The following is a 26,659-nucleotide window of genomic DNA, read 5'->3' as shown; positions in this document are numbered from 1 at the left end:
GGTGTTTTTTATGTTAATTCTATTAATTTATAGTGTTGCATATTTAAATAGTAAAACTGAAATAATAGGGGTTTTAATAGAAAAAAAACTGCTTATTTTTAAATCATATTGAAGGTTCAAGTATAAATAGTTATTATGATGCCTAATTAGGTTGAGTAATTATAAAGTTGAAAGTGACTTTGAAGCTATCTTATATTAAAAAAATTCAACTTATATGATTAAGAATAATTTCTATCACCATTTCAAAAATTTATGGAATTGAAAGTTTTAGTGGTATTTTCCTCTTGCTTACCACAGTAGAAACTTTAGATTAGTCAAATTTGCCATTTAGAGACTTATATAGCGAAATGAGATGTCGGCATTGTAAACCCAACCAAGCATTTGAATTTTGCTTTATTTCCTGCTAAACTTTATTTGTTAGGTTGATCCTCATTATTAGAGCTGTCATCATCGTCTTCACTAGACAATTCATGCGTTCTTTTTTTATATTTTCCTTTAAGATCGTCCATAATCGATTTATCCCATAATTTAATTCCAATAAAATAAGAAGCTCTACCTATAAGATGCGCAGCAATAGGAGCAGTAAGTACAATAAATAATATAATGGCGAGCACTCTTGAAGTAATAGATAAGTCATTAAAATAAACGGCAGCGGCAATCAATATCAGCCCTATTCCCAAGGTTGCAGCTTTTGTGGTCACTGAAATCCTTAAATAGGTGTCTGGCATACGTACTAAGCCAACTGCGGCTAGAAGTACAAACACGGTCCCAAAGGTTGCTAAAATACCTACTAATATATCACTCATTTTTGTTTCTTTTTTCTAAATAGTAAGAGAACGCGACCGTTCCTAAAAATGCAATCAATGCTAAAATCATTGCAATATCTAAAAATGTGGGCTGATCATATACAATACTATATACCGTTATAATTCCTACACTTGTAGTGATCAATAAATCTAATGCAATAACCCTATCGACAATGCTTGGTCCAATTAAAAACCGAATAAAAAGCAATAATATCGATATAGCTAGAATTGGCAGAAGTAAATAATATAAATAGTCGTATAGTGTCATCTCAAAATTTCTAATAATCGTGCTTCAAACCCTTTTTTAATGCTCTTTATAAATTTTTCTTTATCTGAAATATACATAGAATGTACATACAGCACTTTTTTGTCATCAGAAACATCTAAACTTAAAGTGCCGGGTGTCAGCGAAATTAAATTTGCCAAAAGGGTTATTCCTATATCCGTTTTAACATCGAGAGGTACTTTTACAATGCCAGGAGTCATGTAAAATTTTGGGGTAATGACATCATATGCTACTTGAATATTTGCTTTAATAAGTTCGTATGAAAAGAAAAAAAAGAATGCAATTATTTTAGGTACAATTTTAAAGTATTTTGTGTCTTCTCTCTTTATGTTTATAACCCATAAAATGACAAAAGCGATTGCAAAACCAAACAAAAAGTTCAGAAAAGCGAAGCTTCCTGTTAAGGCAACCCAGACAAAGGTTAAAAGAATATTGCTTAAAAATTTACCTTTCATTATTGGTTTATATTTTTCTTAATTTGTGGTATTGACTCCCAACACCGCCTGAATATATTGTTGATTATCCATTAACTCGTTGGCAACCCTTGTTGCAAGGCGTTGGATATATTCTGCTCCAAAACCTATATATAAGGATATTAGTGTAAGAAAAACTATAGGACCAACGATAAGTATTTTCTTTTCAAGTTTCAATTTCTCAAAATACCTAAAATTTTGTAATTTAGGCAATGGTTTGCTTTCTTTCCAAAAAACTTCAGCCCATATTCTTGCTATCACAAATAGGGTAATAAATGTAGCAAATAAAATGGCTGCAATTAGCCAGTAATTTCCGGATTTAAAACTTTCTGATATCAATGTTAATTTTGCCCAGAATCCAGAAAGAGGAGGGACTCCAACCAAAGAGAAAAAAGGAATGATAATTAGTAATGATATAAGCGGGTATTTAGCATACAAACCTCCTGAATCTCGCATACTATAAGTTCCTGTAATTCTGTATATTAATCCGCCAATCATAAAGAGGTTGGTTTTAGCAATAATATCGTGTATAAGGTAAAAAACCACTCCAGTTATAGCCATTTCGGTGTACATACCTAAGCCGAGAATCATGTATCCTATATGGCATATAATAAGGTATGAAAAAACTTTTGAAATATTATTCTGGGTCAATGCACCTAAAGCACCGCTAAATAAAGTTAAACCCGCTAAGACTAAAATAATATTTCCCAAAAAAACATCTCCTACAAAAATTAAGGTAAACACTCTAATAAGGGCATAAACACCGACTTTAGTTAACAAGCCTCCAAAAATAGCGGAAACTGCAGGAGGAGGAGTGTGATAAGAAGCGGGTAACCAAAAATATAGTGGAAATAAGGCGGCTTTTATCCCAAAACCTATTAAAAATAAAATAGCAGTAACTTCTACCAATCCTCTATTTTGGATCTCTGCAACTTTTAATGCTAAATCGGCCATATTTAGTGAACCCGTTAAACCATACAAAACGGCAATGGCTGTTAAAAAAATAACAGATGCAAAAATATTGAGCGTAAAATATTTTATGGCACCTTCGATTTGTGTTTTTTCACCACCAAGGGTTATTAAAACGAAAGAGCTGATTATGATGATTTCAAACCAAACATACAAGTTAAAAATATCTCCGGTAAGAAAAGCCCCATTTAATCCCAACAACAAAAAATGAAAAATGGGTAGGAATCCAAATTTTAATCGTGCTGGCATTATGGTACCTACTGAAAAAAAAGAAACAGCCATGCCACTTATTGCTGTAAGGAGCACTAAAGTAGCAGCAAAGGTGTCGGATACAAAACTAATACCGAAAGGAGCTTGCCAGTTTCCTGCTTGTACAGTAAGTGTACCTTCTGTCCAAGTTGTTGAAAATAACCAAATAGCTATTACCAAGCTTAAAACGCTACCAACGTTACTTATAATTTTTTGCCATTTTATCCATTTCCAGCTAAAAAGAAGACTAATTGCTAAAAGCAACTGTACAATAATTGGTAAGAAAACTATTTGTGCCATCATTATTATCGGTCTGTTGAATTCATTTGATCTAAATCGTCTGTTTTCACTACTTTATAGGCTCTTTTAACGAGTATTATTGCAAAAGACTGCAAACCAAAACTAATTACGATTGCCGTTAATATTAGAGCTTGAGGAACAGGATCGGCATAAGCAGATGTAAATACGCTAGATTCTTCTGGTATAATGGGAGGAAGTCCCTTTGTAATTCTCCCCAATAGAAAGATTAACAAATTTGCACCATTTCCTAATAGTATTAAGCCAATAATGAGCTTTACCAAACTTCTGCGCAGCATCATATATAATCCTGCGGCATAAAGCAGACCAATAAGTATAGCTAATAATAACTCCATAGTTTATTTGGATTCTGTTATAGTAAAAATTATAGTTAACGATATTCCTATGACCACCAAATAGACACCAATATCAAAAAACAAGGCGGACCCAATCATACCTACAACACTTATAGGTTCGGGAAACCAAATACCTGTCATAAAAGGTAATCCGCTAAGAAACATAGGGGATATTCCAGCTAAAAATGCCACTGATAGCCCTATAGGCATTAAAAATCCAGGGTGAATACGTAATAAGTGTTTGGTGGTTTGTAGTCCATTTGCGAATGCATGTAAAACAAATGCTATGGATGCTATAAGACCACCTACAAAACCACCTCCGGGCAAATAATGACCTCTTAACAATATAAATAAGGAAAACAGCAACAAAAGTGGCAGTAGGTAATTAGATGCGGTTTTTAAAATTATTGATTTCAAGGTGTTATGAGTTTATATTTTATTTTTATCTTTTACAATTGCTCTATCTTTCGTGGTCAATCTTAACTTTAAAAGCCCGAACACTCCAATGGCGGCAATGGTTAAAACAGTAATTTCCATAAAAGTGTCAATTCCTCTGAAGTCCACCAAAATAACATTTACAACATTTTTTCCTTTTGCAAGAAGATAAGCGTTAGCTGCATAAAATTCAGAAATCTCTGAGTTTTGAGGCTCGTTCAATACTTCTAAGGCAAGAATTGTAATTAATGTCCCAAAAGTAATGGATAAAATACCATCTTTAATTCTTGATTTATAATTGGATAATTTTAAATATTTTGGAAGCCTGTACAGTACCAGTACAAATAAAATAACCGTAAGTGTATCAATTGCAAACTGTGTCATAGCAAGGTCTGGCGCACTATAATATACAAATATCAAACTGATGGTTAAACCCACAACTCCCATTGCCGCAACAGCAGCCAAACGGGATTTTGAGAATACCGTATATAAAATACCTCCAATCATTATAATCACAGTAATTACTTCATATATGGTTAGTTGAGTCAAAGAACTAAAATTCAATACATAATTTGTATTATTTATCAAGGTGTATCCCATAACCAGTACCAAAAATAGAATAATGGTGGAAACATAGTGCCTTAAGAAACCGTTTTGAAAAAAAGTGGTCCAGATTTTTGAGAAATGCCCGAAAGCAATCCCGAATCCTTCTATCATAGTTTTTGGGGATAGATATTCAAGTTTTTTTATGGCAGCTTCAATTTTTACAGAAGGTTTTATAAAAAAATAAAATAGCAAACCAATGCCAATAGTTGTGGCACTTAAGGCTAGAATAGTATTGAAACCATGCCATAATTTTAATTCTACCGCACTACCGGTTTCTCCTAAGGCGTTAACAGCAGGTTGAATTAAGCTACCTTGAATTATGGATGGAAAAACCCCAATTAAAATTCCTAAAATTGCAAGAATCAATGGAGGTGTCCACATTAAAAAACTGGGTAAATGTACTTTAGAAAACGTATGGGGAAGTTTTCCTGTGAAGGGTTTTATTCCAGCTAAAAAGCCAGCATATAGTAATAAAATATTGGTGATAATGGCTAAAACGGTCAATAAAATAGCAGAATTGCCAAAATGCAAAGTGGCTTCATAAATTAAATCTTTTCCTAAAAAACCAAAACTTGGAGGAATACCAGCATTGGAAATTGCAGCTAAAAAGCCAGCAATAGCAACTGGGAAAAGTACTTTTCTTAGACCAGAAAGTACGGTGACATCCCTGGTTCCGGTTTCATGATCAATAATTCCGGTGATTAGGAACAATGTGGCTTTATATAACGCATGGACTAGAATAAAGACACAAGCTGCTAAAAGTGCCGCTTCTGTTCCAAGCCCGATTAGAAAGACTAAAATACCAAGAGCTGAAATGGTAGAATAAGCTAAAATCCCTTTTAAATCAGTTCTAAAAAGTGTATGAATTGCCGCATAAAGCATTGTAATACTTCCCACAATAATTAAAGTAGAATTCCAAAATTCCGTACTGCCCAAAATAGGGGTAAAACGCATTAACAAGTACACCCCTGCTTTTACCATGGTTGCAGAATGCAGATATGTAGAAACTGGTGTAGGTGCTTTCATTGCGCCCGGAAGCCAAAAATGAAAAGGAAATTGTGCAGATTTCGTAAATGCTGCACCAAAAATTAAAGCAACAATTAAGGTGTATTGCGGGCTATTGGCAATGAATTCCTTGGAACTCAACATTTCCGAAATACTGTAAGTACCTACAACATTACCTAAAATTACAACTCCTGCAAATAATAACAATCCCCCCATACCAGTGATTGCCAGAGCCAAAACTGCAGATTTTCTCGAAGCCTCCTCATTGTTGTTAAAGCCGATTAAGAAAAAAGAACTAATACTTGTAAGCTCCCAAAATGTAAATAAAGAAATAACATTATCTGAGAGTACCACGCCTAGCATTGCTGCCATAAAAATTCCTAAATAACCATAAAAACGATCTAAGTAATGGTGGCCTTTAAGATAAGCTGCGGTGTAGGCAAAGACAAGGAAGCCTATACCGGTGATCATTAAACAGAAAATGAGCGAAAGTCCATCTAGAGTTAATCCAAAATCAATACCAAGTGAAGGTACCCACGCATAGGTTTGACTTATGATTTCACCATTTGAAATACGTCCTGCAAACTGCAAAAAATATATAAAAAGACCCAAAGGAATCAAGGCAGATAAAAAGGCTAATTTGCCTTTCATATATTTGCCGACAAACACCATAAAAAAAGAAAATAAAAAACCTGAGAGTATAGCTATGAGCATATAGTTTTGACTAAAAAAACAAATATACTAGGAATTCTATAGGTATTAAAATATTTAGATAAAGTTTAGTAGGATATACGAGTTAAAAATATTATGACATAATATTCTTGAATTTTTTATAAATCTATAGATTTTTAAAGCGTGCAATTCTGTGTCTCCTGCAGGTTATAAACTTTGTTAATCAAATATTGCATCATGAAAACGTTGAGATTTTAGGAAAAAAAGAAAAAACAGTATACCAACCTTATCAAGGACTTGGTTTTAGATGTTTTAAAAGTGGAAACTAGAAAATACAAATCGTCTAAAATCTACGAAGTAAAAATGTTTTTTTTACTATTTCATGACAAATTATTTTTTTCATAAAAAGACCTTGAAACTTTTCTATTTATTCAAATAGAGAATCTAAAGTGAATTTCAAAAAATGATTGTATATTTTTTTGATTTTTAGTTAGCTATAAGTTTTTTAAGTGACATTTTTTAGGTGTTAATTTATCTTAACCATTATTATAAAACAATAGAAGCACTACAATTAATGACTAGACAGGTGGTATATTAGTTCTTAAAAACACTTGTTGATCAACAGTCTAGTAAGTCGCTCAGCTTTGCATTAAAATTTCATAAAATAGAAGGGATCTAAAATTACTTACACCACTTATATACGATGCTGCAAACTGAGGGCTAAAAAATTGAATTAGAACTAAGTTTTAATGACTTTGTACCAATCGGTGTTTTCATTATAGTGCTTTTTGTTTTGTATAGATCGGTTAGAGTCTTTCATTTTTATTTAGTGTACGGTAAAGATTTTCAAAGAAAGAATATTTGTTTAGAATCTAATTTAGTTATTTGATAATATAATCCCTTTATATTATTGAAAGTGTTATTTTTGCGGTTCAAAAATATAATATTCAAAAAAATAACGCATATAAATGGGAAATTCAAAAAAAGACTTAAAACCAAAAGTTAAAAAAGTGCCTTTAAAAGGTATGATGGATAATGTGATGGAGCAGTTTAATAGTGCTGCCAATCATATTAACCTTCATCCTAATATTCGGAAAATACTGAGTATCACTAATAATGAGATTTTAGTCAACTTTCCTGTGAAAATGGACAACGGAGATGTTGAAGTTTTTACGGGTTACCGAGTACAACACAATGGTGCCTTAGGACCGTATAAAGGTGGCTTACGTTACCACGCTACGGTAGATTTGGATGCAGCCAGAGCCTTGGCCATGTGGATGACATGGAAAACATCTTTAGCGGGTTTGCCTTATGGTGGCGCAAAAGGTGGAATTAAGATTGATCCAGCGTTATATTCGGAATCAGAATTAGAACGTATTACAAGACGTTTTACTTATGCTTTAGCGGATAATATTGGCCCAGAACACGATATTCCGGCGCCAGATGTTAATACTAACAGTCAAACAATGGCTTGGATTGCTGATACCTATATGAGTTCTAGGCCACCAGCGCAACGTTCCGCAAATCAGCATGTTGTTACCGGGAAGCCAGACGGCAGTGGAGGACTAGAAGGTAGAGATAGAGCTACAGGGTTTGGTGTTTATTTAACTATTAAATTTTGGGCAGATAACAATGATATGGATTTAAACGGTAAAAAGTTTATTGTCCAAGGTTTTGGTAATGTTGGATATTGGGCATCACATTTTTTAGAAAAAGATGGTGCTAAATTGGTAGGTGTTCAAGATGCTCAGGGAGGTATTGAAAATCAAGACGGCTTAAATGTTGAAGCACTTTTTAAGTATAACCATGAAAATAAAGGTACGATTATCAATTATCCAGATTGTTCGCCTGTTGAAAAAAGTGAATTCTTTGCCATAGATTGTGATATTTGTATTCCTGCAGCATTAGGAAATCAAATTACTAAAAAGAATGCGTCAAAAATAAAAGCAAAACTAATTGCAGAAGGCGCTAATGGTCCTACAAATGTTGAGGGTGAGAATATCTTACTTGAAAGAGGTATCGTCATTATACCAGATATTTTATGTAATTCGGGTGGTGTAATTGGAAGTTATTATGAGTGGTTGCAAAATAGAAGTGGTGAGATTTGGCATCTAGAAGAAGTTTTAGATAAGTTACGTAAAAAGCTAAAAGTTTCTTTTGATAAAGTTCATGACTATTCTGAAAGTGAAGGTGTAGATATGAGAACCGCTGCCTTTTGTATTGCAATTAAACGCATAGAAAAAGCATACATACAACGAGGGATTTTTCCATAGACTTTATAAAAAAGTAGAAAATTAATATTAGAAAAGTAAGTATAGGTGTATAACCATGCTTACTTTTTTTTTTGGAGTAATAAAGAGCTTATTGTTTGATGAGTTTCAAATTCTAAATGCAGTAAAAATTGAATTATACGATACTATATGTTTGTTGTTGTTTTAGTCTTTTTGCGACTATAAAAATTAATATTCTCAAATATCAATTCTATTGTTTTTAAAATAAAATGGGTTCTTAATATCTTGAATAGATATGTTCTGTTATATTTAAGAATGATTTACATTTTAATGACTGGAGTCCGTGTTTTGAAGCGCAATTTTGAGTTCACAAGTAATAGATGGTTTTATTAATGGTATCAAAAACAGAACAAGAAATCTTTGAAATGGAATTAATTTCAAATTATGTAATTCCTATTGGCATTGTTATAATAGTACTTTTTATAATATACCGGCTCATGAAGATTTTTCAATTTTACTACGCTTCAATATTTAACAAACCATTGTTTATATATCGTTTTTTTAAGCTTAACAATTTATCTCCGAGACAAAGAGAAATTTTAAAAAATGAGCATACTTTTTTCCGAAGACTGCCCTATAAGCATCAACGTCAATTTGAACATAGGGTTTCTGAATTCATTGAAACTAATGAATTTATAGGTAGAGAGAATCTCGAAGTGACCGAGCAGATGAAAGTTATGATTGCAGCTACTGCAACTATGCTATGTTTTGGATTTAAAACTTATGAGTTAGATATTGTAGAAACGGTTATCATTTACCCCAATGCTTATTATTCTCAAATTAATAATATGTATCATAAAGGTGAGGTAAACCCACGGTTAAAGACTATTGTCTTTTCTTGGGAACATTTTTTACAAGGATATCAAATAGGTGATGATAACCTCAATTTAGGCATTCACGAATTTGGGCATGCCATACATCTCAATGCGTCTCGAAAAAATGACATCAGTAGTTTAATTTTTAATAAAGGATTTCAAAAGTTAACCGCGTATTTGCAGGAAAATGAATCCGTGCGACAAGATTTAATTGCTTCAAAATACTTTAGGGAGTATGCTTATACCAATCACTATGAGTTTTTCGCTGTATTGTTAGAAAATTTTATTGAAACGCCTCTAGCGTTTAAATCTCAATTCCCAAAACTCTATACTCTAATAAAACAGATGCTTAATTTTAAGTTTACTAAGTATTAAATGGGTATAAGAAGTAAACATAAGCATCTAAATTAATTTTATAATCTATTTGAATCGACGCGTGGTATCTTAAAGTCATGCATCCTAATATTAGCTTATCACAATTTCAAATTGAGGGTTTTGCGATAAACTCTAAAATGAGAAAGTATCATCTCATAAGTTTAATATAGATGGTTTAAGTTTCTTTCAATACATAAAAAAGGCTCACAAATAATTGTGAGCCTTTTTTTATGGGGTAAACTTTATTATAACCTAAATACAGCTTGTAAGTGATATTGGTAATGATTATTGTCATAACCACTTTCCGAGTTGTTAAAAGCTAATTTGGCAATTGTTTGTGCTCTTAGTCCAAAAGTTCTGTTTCTGTTTAACCAAAATAAAACACCACCACCTAAGTTTGCAGAAATATTTGTTTCGTCGATATGAAAGAAACCTACACCTGCGCTTGCATATATGTCAAACCAATCTGTGTTTCTACTGCGTCCAAAAAGTAATTCTCTAAAATAATACTTTGCATTAGTGTCAAAAGAGATATACGTGTATGTTTCTTCTAAATCACCGAAATCAACACGAGAGTCTTCGTCAAAGCCGTTAAAAGTTATAGATTGTTCAATAGCAAAATTATCAGCCCAACCAAACTCAGCAGCAACTGAAAATGGATTTTTAAAACTCCATTCATCTGGACTATTAATTGGGGATTGAGTCCCTAAACTATTGATAGCGTTAAATCCTACACTCAGAGACCAATCATACCTTTGGGCATAAGAGGATAAACTAAAAGTTATTATTAATGCTAGTAAAAGTATTTTCTTCATACTATGATAGGTTTTTGTCAAAGGTAATCTTTCTGTTATATAAAACAAATATAGGTGTAAAGTTATTATAATTTTTGTTAAAAAAAACAAATAAGGACTTAAAATCAGTATTTAACGCATTTTCTTGTTCGTTTTTATATTGGTATTTGTTATAAAATTAAAATTGCACTTCTTGATGAATAGAGATAAAAGCTAAGTATTTTTAATTCGAGAATTAAAAATCAAAAATAGAACATTTATAATCAACGAATCAACTTGATTTTTTTTTGAATAAGATGTTTCCTATAACTCTTGTTAGTCGCTATTAGATATAATCGATTTCCAATATAATTAGTATTATATTTAAGAAAATACACCAAAATATTCAACCATTTGTATTTGGATAAGAGTTTATGTATTCCTATTCTGTAGCTCATGTACCGATTGCAAGTGATATTAGAATAATCTTGAAAATAGTAGGACGCTAGTGCTAAATAAGATTGACCATATTTTAAGGACATTATGCTTTTTATGGACTCTTGGGATTTGTCAGAGTTTAAAATTATGAAATCATAAATAGATTTTAAACTTATTGTATTGTAATAGTGACCTCGGTCATTTAATTGCCAATTCAGCATGATGTGTAGACTGAAATATTTCGTATTTGGTATGGCAATATTATTTATAATACGTTTTGATTTAAGGATATTATCCATAGTTAGTATTGATCTATTTTTTTTGTGAAATAAATCTGAATGGAGCTCTATAGCTGCTAACTCTTGGTCTGATATTAAACGGTCTAGGTGTCTATGGTCTTTTTCTGTGTACGCAAAACCTATAGTTTTAGAGTATCCTGAGTTTTTTAGAATGTCAAATGTCTTACTTAGGTCTTTTTTTTCTATTAAAATATCAATATCTCCAATCATTCGTTCTCCTTTGTCAAGATAATGGCCTGAAGCAAGTAGGGCTGAACCTTTTAAAAATACATGAGAGATATTATGTTTATTTAAAATATGAGTAATAGAATTAACTTGTTGTAGTAGCCTTAGATTTCTCTGTCTGTTAATAGTGGTTATTTCTTTCAAATAAACAACTAAATCTTTTGGTAAGATATGGAGTAGTTCTTTGGCTTTTAGCCTACAGTATAGCGTTGGTAATACTAAATGCTTACTAGCCTCAATAACCATAATGTCCCAATCAAATTTAGGGTCATTAATTGTGGTTTCTAATGCCTCTTTAGAAGTTTCAAAACTTAAGATAGCTGCAATGTGAAGATGTGTTAATTGTATAATATTCATTAGTTTAAACTCGTGCCTAAGGTAAGTTATTATTAAGCGTTTTGGTGAAGTTTAAATAATTTTTTGATTTCTGAAGTTACGCTATTGGTATTACTATAAGTTATTTGATAAAGTTGTTTCGTCTCTAACCAATTTAAAAATTGTTCCGCATGTTTTGATTTTGGTGATAACCAAGAATCTTCAATTAGTGTTTCTAGAATCAGTTTAGCTGAAATTTGTTCAAGTTTGGTTTCTGATTCAGCTTGATAATTAACTGAAACAATCGCGCCACAAGGATAGTGCTCTTTTTTGGGCTTAAGAGATGGTATATACTTGAGTTGGCCTTTTGTTTTGTTGAACTCTACTATAGGTAATTTATTAAAATTAGTTACAATTGGTTTTAATAGATTAAAAGCACCTGCTTTAATAGATATGGCGGATGGATTGTAGTATAGATGTTGATCTTCAGACAGTAAAGGGGAGACATCATCTGCTAATAAGTCAAGTCCGTTTTGTGCTAATAATGCGCACAGTGTACTTTTTCCCTTGCCAGATTTACCAACAAATAAAATAGAAGAGTTTCCATCAGTGATTGTTGAACCATGTAAAGTTCCTATCCAATCCCCTTCTTCTTTATCATGTAAAGCACAAAGGAGTAACATTATAAATTTACCTTGTGTTTTATGATACTCCTGCATTGGAACGCAAGAGATTAATTCTTCATCTTTAAATAAATATAGGAATTCATCCTTTAAGTGAATATCAAAGGTGACATCTACAACATTACTTGTCGTATTATAATATTGAGCAAGTGCTGGATGAATAATTTTTGAAACTGATTCGGAACTAAAATAGACCTGAATCGTTTTATCCTTAAACTTATATTTCTTTAGAACACGTCTTTTAGTTACCTCTAAAATAGTTGGTTTTAGAATTGGTAAGGTACTTAAGATATTACATTGCTGTAAATAATCGGATATGCGCTGATGAAGTTTATCAATATCAGTATCATCAAAATCCGAGCTAAGTATATTAAAAAACTCAGCTTTAGTTTTAGCTTTAAAATAGGCTTCTAAAACGAATTTAAATTCTTTGGTAACAACACTATAACTATTGGAAATATCATACCATAATACCCAGTGTTCACCAAGTAACCTAGAGTGGGTTGGTAATAAATTTGTATTCACAATAGATTAGTATCCCTAGTCTTCTAATCCTGGGAAAACTGGACCTCCTGGACTTGGTGGTGATTGAGCTTGGGATTTAAGTGGATTTAGGATCACGAATGTTCCTACTGCAGTTATTGCAGCATATTTACCCATTTTAGAAATAGCTTCTTTACGAGTGATTTTGTCTGAATTGTTTTCTTTCTTCATGGCTCTTGCCCTAAATTTAAGTTCAAAAATAATAAAATTATCTATTTAAAAAAGTAATAATACGAAAAGGTTTATATTTAATTCAAATATACTCTATGAAATAATAGTGTTCTCGGTCAAATGACATCGATTTAATTTTAAAAAGTATACCGTGACATTTCTACTTTATTTCATATAAACGGATATCGGTTGTGTTCTTATAGTAATAAAGCTTGCACCTTATATATTATACTCTTAAATATGCTGTTAATATACACTATAAAGTTAGAAATCACACTAGTTTTATGGTGTGATTTCTAACCTAATGGTAATTCTATTTGTTTTTAATGGATAATCACTTTTTGAGTTTTATTTTGTGATCCATTACTAAGTTGTACAACATAAACTCCTGCATTTAATTTGCTCACGTTTATGGATTGTGTCCGGCTCGTGTTCTCTAAAAGTGATGTCATTACAACTCGGCCTTGAATATCATAAATCTTAGCTGTTGTTCCTTCCGTTAACTGACCTGAGATCACTATTGTTTTATCACTCTTATTACTGTATATACTTAACAAATCTAAGGTGTTATCTAATGTAGATAATGTGCTATTTGAGAAGCGTAGATAGAAACGACCGGTTCCATTTAAGTCCGTGTTTGGTGTTAAGACATAATCATTACTGTTTAATAGGGTAGATGTATTAGCTACGTTATCTTCTAAGTATAGATTGACACTACTTGAAAGTGTAGATTCAGCAATAGTAAACGTTAGCTGTTGGCCTTGTGTTGCATTTACTCCTAACGGAATTATGACTTCAGAGCCAAGGTTTGTATTGTTTATAGTCTGAACCCCTATAGCTTTACCAGTATTATCTTCTACTAAATGTGAGTAAAGTGTAAACTCACCCGCTGAACCAAAAATACCAGAATCGTATCCTGGATCGAGCCCTAAAGTTGCAGAATCATTAAAATAAAAATCAGTATGATAAGCCTTGGTGCTATTCGTTGCTTTTAACCTTAGGTAAGAAATATTATTATTATTACTTCTACCAACGATGAAATCGTCAGTTGTACCTGTGGAACGCATAGGGTTTGTAAAGTTGAGAGTGCCTGTTGCATTTTTTGAGGACACAAAGAAACCTTGACCTGGAGTAATTAATGCATTATCATTTGCATCAGAATAGGCTTGGTTCCAAATTTCCCATCCATCGGAAGCATTACCATCATACCCGTAAACACCACTAGTTGAATCTGAAAATAAACTGTTATTCTCAGCTAAGAAATCTGCTAAGGTTATATAAGATGGGTAAGGATTTCCAACGAGGTTCCAATCTGCATATGAAGCTCCACTACTTTCTATCGTAATAGGTACAGTGCCAGAATTTGCAACTCCTGTAAATGTAAACGTATCATTATCAGATGAAGCTGCTCTATAACCAACACCAGCATTGAGTGTAGATGTTTCTGTGCCAGCCCAAGTGACGTAACTATTGGTCACTTTTTCAAAAGGACCAAATGCATATAATGTCCCATTATTATAAATATTTGGATTTTCGGTGACAAAAGTATTAAATGCTTGACCAGTTAACGGTGCAGATATTAAGTCATTATCTCCTGTGCTTCCTGAAGCATTGCTATTTACATGACGTTTGTAATTTATAGTACCACTTACTGTTCCATCAAGTATTAAACTTGAGTAGCTAGTTGAAGACGATTCTAAGGTCATAGCAACAGCTGTGGTAACCGTAGCACCTGTAGGAATGGTTACTCCTGCTCCAGGTAATATCGTAAATGAGTTACAATCTGTATCACCAGTCATGACAGCATCACCAGCGAAAATTACGATATCGTTAAGTGTTGTTGTTCCTACTGGGTTACTTGGAATCCAAGTACCACCATCATAAACAAATGATTCAGTGCCTGTGCATGTTATTGACATCTCAAATAGACCAGTACTTGAAGAGTTATAACCACCTACTGAAATCCAATATTGTATACCAGCTTCGGCTGTGAATGTTGCTTGAGCCAGCCAGTTAGAGTTTGTACCAGTACAGTCATCATAGCCTTCAGCTACATAAGATAAATTACCTGAAGTTCCTGCATATACTAATATTTCAGTATCATAATAAGTACCGTCCAAACAAGTGTCTAACAATATATCTTGACCTGTTCCATAAAATGAATACCATAGGTTGGGTGCATCCATGTCAGAATTAGGTCCATCTGGTGCATCATCTTCATCAAGAGTTGCTTCCGCTGTGTTACCAAACACTGTATCACCACAACTGATGGCAATGGCATTAGAAAAATCATCGTTTGCTGGCGGACAGTTATCTGTAAAGTCACCTGTAATTGTAAAGTCACAAGTTCCTTCAGCGTGTATAACCTCTAAGTTTACAATTGTACCAATAGTATATGGTCCAGCGATTACACTAGTTCCAGAAATAGCAAATGTATCTGTTCCATCTGTTATACCTGTTGCATCACCTACAGCTGTAAAATCTATATCAATAGTAAAGGTGCCTGCTCCGCAATCTTCATTTACTGTTGGCACACCATCTATAACTGCTTGAGTACAAGTCCAAGGTGTTCTCACAGTAAAATTATCTATAAAAATATCAAGATCTCTTCCACTCGTATTGGTTGTGTCGTCATCTGTGAAAATTGCAAATTGAACAGTACTTGACGTAATTCCTGTAAGATCCACTATAATAGTTTCTCCAGCCGCAGCGGGCGTATTTGTAATTAAATCATACAGCACAAGCCAGTTTGTACCGTCTGTAGAATATACCAATTGTACAGTATCACCAGTATTAAAAGTGTCTGTTAATGCCGTTCCGTTCCAATCTACAATAGAACTATCAAATACTAATTCATAGCCATCAGCGGATAAGTCGAAGGTTGGAGATAATAACCAGTCAACATCAGGTCCCGCACCAAAGTAATTAATTCTCGCGGCACCTGTTGCTCCACTATTAGCAAACCCATCTGCAGTCCACGCACCAGTATCCAATGTCGATGGTCCGGCAGTTAAATCTCCGCCAGTAGCTTCGTTCCAGCACGCATCTAAGAATGTAGTGAAATCTTCTGTGTAGTCAGGTGTATAAGTTGCACATGCTGTCGTAAAATCAATAGGGCCTACCCATTCACTATACCCATTAATGGCATCACTACAGTCTGCTCTAACATAAACTTCGTAAGCGGTATTTCCAGTTAAGCCGCTTTCAGTATAAGGATTAGTTGTAGTTGCAGTTCCGGAAGTAGGAGATCCTGTACCATCTGCTTGAACTAAAACTTCCCAATCGTCTTCAGATCCGCCATTAGTCCAGCTAACGGTTACCGAATCCGCAGTGAAACTATCAATAGTTATATCAGTTACATCAGGACATAAGGCTGTAGTTGTAAAATCAACAGGGCCTAGCCATGCGCCATATGTACCACCGCAATCAGCTCTTACGTAAACTTCATAAGCGGTTAGTTCGGTTAATCCTGTTGCACTATACGGGTTACTAGATGTAGTAGAAGGAGTTCCCAATTCTGGTGAACCAGTACCATCGGCTTGAACTAAAACTTCCCAATCGGTTTCAGAGCCGCCAGCGGTCCAGCTAATCTCAGCGGTTTCAGCAGCAAAACTGTCTATTGTTAAACCGGTAAGGTCAGGGCATGTAGGAATTGCTCTTACTACAAATTTTCCAACATGAAAATCATAATCTGTACCAGATGTAGTTCCATTTGATGCCCAAATAGCGAATTGCACGTCACCAGAATACGATGTTAAATCTTCTGTGTAGTCTGTTCCTTCAAGTGTAGGCTCATTTCCAGTATTCCAAGTAGTAAGGTTTACCCAAGTTGTGCCGCCATCAGTGCTTGATAATAGTTGTACTTCATCATCAGCTCCCATTGCATCAGCAGTAAAGCCATCATTCCAGTTTGAAACAGCAACATTTACTTCTAATTGGTAAGGGCCACCTGTTGATAAATTAAAAGTAGGAGATAGTAACCATTCTCTTTGAGCAGTTGTACCATATATATTAATGGCATTACTAGAGCCCTGAGTATATGTGTTTCCATCATCCCATGCAGAAGACCCAAGTCCTGCAGGACCAGTAGCCACTTCACCATCTCCAGCTTCGTTCCAACATGTATCAGGTACATTTGTTGACATGTCCGCCGTATAGTCTGGAACAATTGCAGCACATGCTGTCGTAAAATCAATAGGTCCTACCCATTCACTATACCCATTAATGGCATCACTACAGTTTGCTCTAATATAGACTTCGTAAGCTGTATTTCCAGTTAAGCCGCTTTCAGTATATGGATTAGTTGCTGTTGCAGTTCCGGAAGTAGGAGATCCTGTACCATCTGCTTGAACTAAAACTTCCCAATCGTCTTCAGTTCCGCCATTAGTCCAGCTAACAGTTACCGATTCAGCAGTGAAACTATCAATAGTTATATCAGATACATCAGGGCATAAGGCTGTAGTTGTAAAATCTATAGGGCCAACCCATTCACTATAGCCATTACTAGCATCATTACAATCCGCTCTTACATAGACTTCGTAAGCTGTTAATTCAGTTAAGCCTGCTTCAGTATATGGATTAGTTGTTGTTGCAGTTCCAGATGCAGGAGATCCTGTACCATCTGCTTGCACTAAAACTTCCCAATCGTCTTCTGTTCCGCCATTAGTCCAGCTAACGGTTACCGAATCAGCAGTGAAACTATCAATAGTTATATCAGATACATCAGGACATAAGGCTGAAGTTGTAAAATCTACAGGGCCAACCCAGTCACCATAATCTCCACCACCACAATCTGCTCTTACGTAGACTTCGTATGCCGTGAGTTCAGTTAAGCCGCTTTCTGTGTATGGATTAGTTGCTGATGCAGTTCCAGATGTAGGTGACCCTGTGCCATCGGCTTGAACTAAAACTTCCCAATTACTCTCGCCAGAAGAACTCGCCGTCCAACTCACTTGTACTTCTTCGGCTGTAAAACTGTCTATTGTTAGTCCGGTTACTGGTAAGCAAGTTGCACCTTTAGTTACAGAGAGGTCGTAGGTTGTGTCTTGTGGAGATGCCCAAGTAGAAACTACGATGTAGTATGTTGTCCCATTTAAAACAGGGAAGTTAGTAATATTTAAATCTAAAGTGCCACTAGAGTAGTTATTGAAATCTCCTGTCGCGCAAGTGGTGCCAATGTCAGCACAATCACTATAGATAAATATGCCTGTGTAAGTATCTGTGATATTAGTTAAATCAACATCAATTGAGCCATCTTCATCCGAAGTATATGAATAAACAATGTCATCCCCATTTAAATAAGCACTAGTCGTAGTACAACCAGTGCTACCTGGTGATCCTGAATAATCATCACCAAAACCAGCAGTCGTTTGAGCGATAGCTGTGTACGGAAGAGTGCCTACATCTAACGGGTTAGCACAATCTGTACCTGCAGGTGGTGCGTCTTCAACTAAAAATGATTGTTCAGTACAGCCGGTAGCATCACCATTGGCATTGTAAGGTGTAATCGTTGTATAATACGTAGTGCTATATGCTAAACCTGTTGGTGTGTAGGATATTGTAGTTCCTAAATCTACATTGTTGGCTATGTCAGTTCCTCCCGTAGTAGAACCCATCGTAATTTTATAACCTGTAGGGATTCCGGTTGCTGCAGACCATGTTAATGTTCCGTCGATAGGAAAATCAGCCGTTGAAGATGTTAAGCTTGAATCACAATTGGGTGGAGTAATAGCTGTAAAAGTTACAGATAATTCTACATCGATAGTGATACTATCTGTATAATTATCCTCGTCATTAGAAGAAAATTCAAGGGTAGTAAAGTTTGTTACATCTAGTCCTTCAAAATCTTCAGAACATGATGCCGTTAGAGACAGACCGTCAGAAGTACCTCCTGTAACTGACAAATCAAAACTGTACCAATCACCACAATAATTACTTCCATAAGAAGAAGTAACACCGCTAAAGTTATTTAAGGTAATCAACGTAATAGGATTTCCTCCGTTGACTGTAACATCGGTATTGTTGATGGTGATGACTGTGGGGCCATCATCTTGTCCTGTTGCACTAAAATTTTGTGTTACTTGGGAGAATCCTGCAAAAATGGTTCCTAAGGCTAAAATAAATAACGTAATTTTTTTCATAAATAATGTATCAGTTGATGATTAATACCATTATTAACAAAATAGAAATAAAATAAAAAAGTAGAATTTGGCGCTTAGATAAACAAGAAATAGAAGGGGTTCTTGGATAGCTGAACAGCAAATATAGAAAAATATTGAACTTTCAATTAAAATTATGTTAAAAAGATGGGATATTGTTAAAACCCGGTATTTCGAGTTCTACTCGTGACTTATGAGATTGCTAAAAAACAGAGTCAAAAATTTGTTTAGAATGTAATATTCATATTTAGAGTGGTCTAAATATGTTAATTATCAATAATTTAGACCTTTTGGTCAATCTAAAAAAAAAAAGAGGCTTGCGTATTAAGCAAGCCTCTTTTAATTTATATATTAAAGCGTATTATCTAATAATCACTTTTTGAGTTTTATTTTGAGCTGCATTATGCAGTTTTACAACATATACACCATCATTTAATTGACTCACGTCTATAGTTTGAGTTCTGTTTGTAGTTTCTAATAAGGTTGAAACGACTAAACGTCCTTGAACATCATACACAGAAGCTGTTGTAGATTCTACTAACTGACCAGCAATAACAATAGTTTTAGCTGCTTTATTAGTGTATATATTTAAATGATCAAAGTTATTATCTATTGTAGATAATGTCGTCACGGTAGCTCTAAGGTAGAACCTTCCTGTTCCAGATAAATCTGCATTAGGCGTTATTACATAATCTCCAGTATTTAATAAGGTTGATGTATTTAATACGTTATCATCTAAATAAACATTAACATCACTTCCTAATGTAGAATCTGCGATGCTAAAGGTTAATTGCTCACCTTGGTTGGCGTTAACCCCTAAAGGAATTGATACGTCACTTAAATCCGTAGTGTTTAAAGACTGTAAAGCAATAGGTAGGCCTGTATTGTCTTCCACTAAATGCGAGTATAAAGCGAATGAAGGAGCTGTTCCTCCCCAGATTTTAGCATCGTAACCTAAATCTAAACCTAAACTAGAGTTTGTGTTGAAATAGAAATCAGTACTATAACTGTTGTTTAATGTGCTAGCTTTAAGTTTTAAATACGTTAAGACATTAGCGTTTCGGCCGGTAATGAAGTCATCAGATGTACCTGTTGTTCTCATATCTGTTGTAAAGTACAAGTTAGAACTAGCAGAATCAGAGGATACAAAGAACCCTTGTCCTGGAGCAATTAACACTTCGTTTGCGTTGGCAAGTGTATAGGTTGCCCAAACATTGCTAGTGCCATCGTAACCGTAAATACCAGTAGCATCACCAATAATATCAATATTTCGTTGCTCTGGAATACTTGCATACTCTAAAAAGGCTTCCATATCTAAATATGACGGATAAGGATTTCCAATAAGATTCCATGAGGCATAACTAGAGCCTGAATTCTCAATGCCTATAATAACAGTATCGTCTGCTGCAGAACCCGTAAATGTTAAATTTGCTCCTGAATCCGTAGCAACTCTGTAGCCCGTACCACTGTCTAATGTAGCAGACGTAGCATCGGTATAGTTAACGTAAGCACTTGCCGATTTATCAAACGGTGCAAAAGCATAGGTTGTAGGTGATGTGGCTCCATTATCTAATAGATCGGTACTGTTAGTACCAGTAGTTAAAAAGTCTGACCAAGATTGCCCTGAAAGTGGAGGGGTAATAAGGTCGTTACCTCCAGCAGCACTACCGTTAAAGGCATTAGCAAAACGCTCGTAAGTAATGGTACCTGTAATTGTACCATTTAATATTAAACTCGAAAAACTAGACGATGTCGATTCTAAAACTAAACCGTTGGTAGCGTTTAGCGTTGCAATGTCATCTACTGTGATTGCGGCTCCTGGGTTAACGGTCACGGAATTTGCAGTTGTATTTGCTGTAATCGTTGCGTTACCAGAAGTGATTATGATGTCATCATTAGCAGTAGCTGTGCCATTTGGATCGCTTGGAGACCATGTGCCGTTGTAGGTATAGGTTACGGGTGGTATTGGATTAAAACTTAAGCTAATATCATCTAAAGCAAATTCATCTCTACTTCCGCTACCTCCATTGTCGGCTGTAGACCAACGTAAATATAAGTACTCCCCATCTGCAATAGATAAACCTGTAATGCTTGTAGCTTTTGAGTTAGAAACCCAAATAAGACTACCATCAGCGGTTGCATCACTTGTTAAATTTGAAGCTGCAACATCGGTATAGCTTAAATCATCTGTACTGTAAGAGAAGTCGAACGTAGTTGATCGTCCCTGGTCATTATAAACATATATTAAGTATGCTAGATCAGCTGTTGTAACCGTAGTTCCTGTTTGGTTTTGAGCTCTCAACGTAATCGTTCCTGGTGTAAAGTCACTACCAGTAGCTTGAAATCCTAAGCTACTATTACTACTACCTGTGTCAAAGGCATAAAAACCACCACTACTAACACCTCCTGTACTTGATCCTTTTATATAATCACCTGAGGTTTGAGAACCGCCATAGCTTAGAGAACCATCAGACATTCCTGTTGCTTCCCATGCATCAGAATCTAATTGACCACTCGCAGGAGTATCAGTAAAACCAGAACCGTCAAAAGCACCATTATTTACATCTGTTACTGTGGTATCAAAATCAATAACAAAAGCCGTGTTTTCAGAAGTAATTTGCCATCCTGCAGCAGGTATTGGTGTGTCGCTAACTGAAATAGTTAAGTCAAATGAACTTGCAAAACCAACAGCAGCAGAGTTACCGCCTGCTACGTTCTGTATTTCAAATGTTAAGGTTTCATCGCCTTCATCAATAAGATCATCCGTTACAGTTATAGTTACGGTTTGATTTGTGCTAGTACCCGCAGCAAAGGTTACCGTTTGAGTCGTATAACCATCTATATCTGCAGTATCTCCAGTAACTAATACCACGTCAAACGTTGTGTCATTTGTAGCGTCTTCATTACTAATAGAAAATTCTAAATCATAGGTTCCTACATCTTCCCCAACTGTGGCACTAGAGCTAACAAATTCAACGGTAGTCGATGATAAAACTTCATATATATCAATATTTTGTACGCGCCAATCTTCAGCTCCACTTCCAAAATTCATATCATATTTAAATGCTAAATACGCTGTGCCTGTAATGCTTGAAGCATCTACAGAAGTAACAGAAGCTGTAGATAGAGTGCCGGAACTAGCTGTGTTATTTGGGTCAAACGTAATTGCTGTCCATGTTGCCGTTGTTGGATCGCCACCTGTGTAATCTATAGAATATAGTAATTCAAATTCACCTGGTGTATTAGTTGTGTCGCCATAACGTTCTTGAGTGGTGACATCAATGTTTACTGATGCATACGCATCAAAATCTATTGAGAAATCTGAAATTAACCAATCAACGTTTGTACTCCCATAGCCATTCATAGCATACTCATCACTACCACAAGTCCATGAGTTACCTCCGGCTTCATCAAATGCAGTCCATTCTACAGCGCCACAATCAGAAAAATCTTCACTATAAGGTAATGCAATTGGAGGCGCTACATCGTTATTAGTAATAGTAAGTGTAAATGTGCTATTTAAACCTGCAACTGCATTATCGCCACCTGATACATTTTGTATTTCAAAGGTTAAGGTTTCATCGGTTTCTAAATCAGTATCATCAGTTACCGTTAATATAACTACTTGGTCTGCAGCAGACCCTCCAGGAAATGTTACCGTTTGAGTAGTATAACCATCTATATCTGTAGCGTCACCATCTCCACCTGTCAGAACTACATCAAACGTCGTATCATTTACGGCATCTTCATTAGCTATGGTGAATTCTAATTCATAAGTGCCTACACCTTCAGAAACAGATGCCGTACTTCCATTGAATTCAACAGTTGTACTTATTAGTGTAGTAAAATTATCAGTTAAAGCCGTGCTCATATAACACGTATCTGTGTCATTATATTCGTAGATAGCAATATAGTAAGTTGTGTTAGATGATAATTCTGTAACGTCTACTGATGTGCCAGAACCATTATAAACAACATAGTTTCCTGTTCCTAGTTCAGTTCCAGATGAAAAGTTGGCATTATCAGGATAAGAGGTTTCGCTTTCAGGACTAAAATCAACGGCAGATCCTTCTTTCATAATAACAATTACATTGTCACCATCGGTACCTCTTGTCCAAGATATCGTCGCGGCATCTGTTGTAATACTAGATGCTGAAAAAGCTGTAGCTTCACTGGTAGGGGAAGTACAAGTTGAAGGGGAGGAGTATGTTACATCAAAACTGTCGATGTAAATTCGATTACTAGAATTACTATCTTTTTGTGTTAGTTCAATAGTGGATATTCCCCCTAGCGAACTCATAGTATACGCACCTCCACTAATAGTAATTGCTGTAGCACTGCCTCCGTCTACAGTATATTCAGCAGGACCTGTTCTACTTGATGCATAGATTGTAACATCGGTTATGGTAACACCGTTGTTGGCGTAAATCTTTATAGACCCTCCTTGAGTGTCGTTTTGATAAAGACGTAACTGATTACTATATATTCCTGGATTAGATGTTCCAGAGTTTTTGAAACTACCAAAACCAATATTTGAATCTACTGTAATTCCAGGCGATGATTCATTGAGTCCACTTTCAGCCCCTCCGTCAGAAAAATCATAGGATACTGTAGTTTGAGAATATCCAATACTCCCAATAAAAAGAGTAATTAATAATAAGTAAATGTGTTTCATGTGTTAATTTGTTTTAATTTTTAGGGTGAAATGTAGGTTGTAAATAGAATATTTTCAAGAAAATACTTACAAATTACAACTGTACAACTATATAAAATGTTGTTAAAAGTTAAAATGCCAAAATAAGCCATAAGTACTGTAGATATAGGGGGTTGCAAATATAGTGAAAGATTTTTTTAACAATAAAATTTAAGTATTACGAAACGATTAACCTTACATTAAGGATTTGAGTTATTTACGCTTAACTTACGGGTTGTCAGTAACTTAGTTTGTTTTAGTTAAGTTTAACCAATTTTGTAAAATGTTTTGTGCATAACATAAATGTTTCAATACGTAAAAATCTGAATAGGCATGGTCAACTCATAATCTGCGGGTAAGAGTTCATTGAATTCTGTAGTGAAATATAGAATCTTTAAGTCTTGTTTTAATGACGGTCGCTGTAAAGGGGAGCAGAAATATAAGCGAGATGGTATTGATTGTCGTATCTAATTTTTTTTGTGGTGTTGTGTTTGTCTGTTTTTTCGTTCACTTTAGGTGTTAAAAGTATTTAATAAGTTAAAGGTTTTAAATAATCATTTTCTTTAATTCTTTAATATAAACTAGTATAATGCTTGATTTCTTTTAAATTTGTGGCAAATTTAAATTAATAAACCACAAAGGTTTAGTTTGTTTTGTATGAGTAAAGTTGCATTTATAACAGGAGTTACGGGCCAAGACGGTGCCTATTTAAGTGAGTTTTTATTGAAAAAAGGCTATGAGGTTCATGGTTTAAAGCGTCGTTCTTCCTTATTTAATACCGATAGAATAGATCATTTATATCAAGATCCGCATGTCGATCATAAAAATTTCTTTTTGCATTATGGTGATATGACGGATAGTACGAATCTGATTCGTTTAATTAAAGAAATTCAACCTGATGAGATTTATAACCTAGCGGCTATGAGTCATGTGGCAGTGTCTTTTGAGATTCCTGAATATACTGGGAACGCAGATGGTTTGGGTACCTTACGTATTTTAGATGCGGTTCGCTTATTAGGTTTAGAGAAAAAAACACGTATTTATCAAGCATCAACATCAGAATTATATGGTAAAGTTCAGGAAGTACCACAATCTGAAACCACACCGTTTTACCCGCGTTCACCATATGCTGTAGCAAAAATGTATGCCTATTGGATTACTGTGAACTATCGTGAGGCTTATGATATGTATGCTTGTAATGGGATTTTATTTAACCATGAATCTCCAATTAGAGGGGAGACGTTTGTGACCAGAAAAATTACAAGAGCGGTGTCTCGTATCGCTTTAGGGTTACAAGATAAATTTTACTTAGGTAATTTGGATGCACAACGAGATTGGGGACACGCTAAGGATTATGTGCGTATGATGTGGATGATACTTCAAGCTGAAGAAGCTGAAGACTGGGTGATTGCCACTGGTAAAACGACAAGAATTCGAGATTTTGTACATATGAGTTTTGCAGAAGTTGGTGTAGAGCTTGAGTTTAAAGGAGAAGGTGAACATGAAAAAGCTTACGTTACTAAATGTAATAATCCAGATTATCAATTAGAAATTGGTAAAGAGGTCTTAGCTGTAGATCCACGTTACTTTAGACCAACTGAGGTTGAGTTGTTAATTGGTGATGCTTCAAAAGCTAAAGAAAAATTAGGCTGGGAGTGTCAGTACGATTTAAATGATTTAGTAAAGGATATGATGCAGAGCGATATAAAACTGATGAAACAACAACAGTATCTTGAAAAAGGCGGTTATACAACCATGAACTATTTTGAGTAATACTATGGCTACGACTTCAAAAATATACATCGCAGGCCATAGAGGTATGGTAGGATCTGCAATCTGGAGGGCCTTAACAGCCCAAGGGTATACTAATTTAATTGGTAGAACAAGTGCTGAGCTCGATTTAAGAAATCAGCAGGCGGTTAACGCATTTATTGCAGCTGAACAACCAGATATCATCATTGATGCGGCAGCCAAAGTAGGAGGGATTTTAGCGAACAACAATTTTCCTTATCCATTTTTAATGGAAAACCTACAAATACAAAATAATCTAATTGATGCCGCTCATCATTTAGATGTTAAGAAATTTATTTTTTTGGGGAGTTCTTGTATCTATCCAAAATTTGCACCACAACCCTTAAAGGAAGAGTATCTCTTAACGGATAGTTTAGAGCCTACTAATGAGTGGTATGCTATCGCAAAAATTGCGGGAGTTAAAGCTTGTGAAGCCATAAGAAAGCAATTTGGGAAAGATTTTGTAAGCTTAATGCCCACCAATTTATATGGGCCTCATGATAATTTTGATTTAGAGAGTTCTCATGTTATGCCTGCTATGATTCGTAAATTTCACGAAGCAAAGGACACTAGTAGTCCTGTTGGACTTTGGGGTAGCGGAACACCGATGCGCGAGTTTTTACATGTTGACGATTTGGCTCAAGCGGTTTTATTTGCTGTAAATAATGTACTGCCAGAGCATTTGTATAATGTGGGCACAGGTACAGATGTTACTATTAAGACCTTAGCGGAAACGATACAAAAAATTGTAGGGCATAAAGGTTCAATAGTTTGGGATAGTACAAAGCCAGACGGAACACCAAGAAAATTAATGGATAGTTCTAAATTAAGAGCTTTAGGTTGGGAGCCTAAGTACTCTTTAGAAAAAGGTATTGAGGATGCTTATCATTGGTTTCAATCGCATCAAGAGGATTATAAAACATTAAAACTATAAT

Annotated in this window: 17 protein-coding genes; 4 read left to right on the top strand and 13 right to left on the bottom strand. The window is 34.8% G+C overall.

The window, feature by feature from the left end:
- Nucleotides 1-410: 410 nt before the first annotated feature.
- The 7 genes from mnhG to KO515_RS05095 are packed head-to-tail and all read right to left on the bottom strand — an operon-like array spanning nucleotide 411 to nucleotide 6,196.
- Complete coding sequence (gene mnhG / locus KO515_RS05125; RefSeq protein ID WP_215935300.1) at nucleotides 411-806, bottom strand: monovalent cation/H(+) antiporter subunit G; 396 nt, start codon at nucleotides 804-806, stop codon at nucleotides 411-413.
- Nucleotides 799-1,074, bottom strand: coding sequence for a cation:proton antiporter (locus KO515_RS05120; protein ID WP_215935299.1), 276 nt, complete (start codon nucleotides 1,072-1,074; stop codon nucleotides 799-801). The genes mnhG and KO515_RS05120 overlap by 8 nt, the downstream gene beginning before the upstream one ends.
- The gene (locus KO515_RS05115; protein ID WP_215935298.1) at nucleotides 1,071-1,547 is read right to left on the bottom strand and encodes a Na+/H+ antiporter subunit E; all 477 of its coding nucleotides are present in this window, start codon (nucleotides 1,545-1,547) and stop codon (nucleotides 1,071-1,073) included. Before KO515_RS05115 ends, KO515_RS05120 begins: the two co-directional genes overlap by 4 nt.
- Before the next feature lie 18 nt (nucleotides 1,548-1,565).
- Nucleotides 1,566-3,086 (bottom strand): proton-conducting transporter transmembrane domain-containing protein, encoded by a 1,521-nt coding sequence (locus tag KO515_RS05110; RefSeq protein ID WP_215935297.1) that lies wholly within the window; start codon nucleotides 3,084-3,086, stop codon nucleotides 1,566-1,568.
- 2 nt (nucleotides 3,087-3,088) lie between these two features.
- Nucleotides 3,089-3,436, bottom strand: a complete 348-nt coding sequence (locus tag KO515_RS05105; RefSeq protein ID WP_178983450.1) for a Na+/H+ antiporter subunit C — start codon at nucleotides 3,434-3,436, stop codon at nucleotides 3,089-3,091.
- A gap of 3 nt (nucleotides 3,437-3,439) precedes the next feature.
- The gene (locus KO515_RS05100; protein WP_179318063.1) at nucleotides 3,440-3,853 is read right to left on the bottom strand and encodes a Na+/H+ antiporter subunit B; all 414 of its coding nucleotides are present in this window, start codon (nucleotides 3,851-3,853) and stop codon (nucleotides 3,440-3,442) included.
- A 12-nt stretch (nucleotides 3,854-3,865) separates the two neighbouring features.
- The gene (locus KO515_RS05095; protein ID WP_215935296.1) at nucleotides 3,866-6,196 is read right to left on the bottom strand and encodes a putative monovalent cation/H+ antiporter subunit A; all 2,331 of its coding nucleotides are present in this window, start codon (nucleotides 6,194-6,196) and stop codon (nucleotides 3,866-3,868) included.
- A gap of 926 nt (nucleotides 6,197-7,122) precedes the next feature.
- On the opposite strand from KO515_RS05095, the gene KO515_RS05090 reads away from it, so the two are divergent.
- A complete protein-coding gene (locus KO515_RS05090; RefSeq protein WP_215935295.1) occupies nucleotides 7,123-8,427 on the top strand; it encodes a Glu/Leu/Phe/Val family dehydrogenase in 1,305 nt (434 codons plus the stop codon).
- Between the two features lie 455 nt (nucleotides 8,428-8,882).
- Entirely contained in the window at nucleotides 8,883-9,635 is a 753-nt protein-coding gene (locus KO515_RS05085; protein WP_252723780.1) for a zinc-dependent peptidase, read from the top strand.
- Nucleotides 9,636-9,880: 245 nt separating this feature from the next.
- Here KO515_RS05085 and KO515_RS05080 read toward each other — a convergent pair whose 3' ends face one another.
- The 6 genes from KO515_RS05080 to KO515_RS05055 all read right to left on the bottom strand — a co-directional run bounded on the left by KO515_RS05080 (nucleotide 9,881) and on the right by KO515_RS05055 (nucleotide 23,915).
- Nucleotides 9,881-10,450, bottom strand: coding sequence for an outer membrane beta-barrel protein (locus KO515_RS05080; RefSeq protein ID WP_215935293.1), 570 nt, complete (start codon nucleotides 10,448-10,450; stop codon nucleotides 9,881-9,883).
- A gap of 242 nt (nucleotides 10,451-10,692) precedes the next feature.
- Entirely contained in the window at nucleotides 10,693-11,727 is a 1,035-nt protein-coding gene (locus KO515_RS05075) for a nucleotidyltransferase family protein (protein ID WP_215935292.1), read from the bottom strand.
- 32 nt (nucleotides 11,728-11,759) lie between these two features.
- Complete coding sequence (locus KO515_RS05070; protein WP_215935291.1) at nucleotides 11,760-12,893, bottom strand: hypothetical protein; 1,134 nt, start codon at nucleotides 12,891-12,893, stop codon at nucleotides 11,760-11,762.
- 15 nt (nucleotides 12,894-12,908) lie between these two features.
- Nucleotides 12,909-13,082, bottom strand: a complete 174-nt coding sequence (locus KO515_RS05065) for a hypothetical protein (protein ID WP_215935290.1) — start codon at nucleotides 13,080-13,082, stop codon at nucleotides 12,909-12,911.
- A 323-nt stretch (nucleotides 13,083-13,405) separates the two neighbouring features.
- Complete coding sequence (locus tag KO515_RS05060; RefSeq protein WP_215935289.1) at nucleotides 13,406-19,222, bottom strand: fibronectin type III domain-containing protein; 5,817 nt, start codon at nucleotides 19,220-19,222, stop codon at nucleotides 13,406-13,408.
- Between the two features lie 379 nt (nucleotides 19,223-19,601).
- A complete protein-coding gene (locus KO515_RS05055) occupies nucleotides 19,602-23,915 on the bottom strand; it encodes a beta strand repeat-containing protein (protein WP_215935288.1) in 4,314 nt (1,437 codons plus the stop codon).
- Between the two features lie 675 nt (nucleotides 23,916-24,590).
- Between KO515_RS05055 and gmd the strand changes: the two genes are divergently transcribed.
- Together gmd and KO515_RS05045 are read left to right on the top strand one after the other, a co-directional pair.
- Nucleotides 24,591-25,706: a GDP-mannose 4,6-dehydratase gene (gmd, locus tag KO515_RS05050; RefSeq protein ID WP_215935287.1), complete on the top strand. Its 1,116-nt coding sequence runs from the start codon at nucleotides 24,591-24,593 to the stop codon at nucleotides 25,704-25,706.
- 4 nt (nucleotides 25,707-25,710) lie between these two features.
- On the top strand, nucleotides 25,711-26,658 hold the full coding sequence (locus KO515_RS05045) for a GDP-L-fucose synthase family protein (RefSeq protein ID WP_215935286.1): 948 nt from the start codon (nucleotides 25,711-25,713) through the stop codon (nucleotides 26,656-26,658).
- Nucleotide 26,659: the final 1 nt, after the last annotated feature.

It is taken from the genome of Winogradskyella psychrotolerans, from assembly GCF_018860545.1.
Classification (GTDB): Bacteria; Bacteroidota; Bacteroidia; order Flavobacteriales; family Flavobacteriaceae; genus Winogradskyella; species Winogradskyella psychrotolerans_A.
Note: the sequence above shows the minus strand (reverse complement) of the source record. Positions and strands in the feature narration are given on the sequence as shown.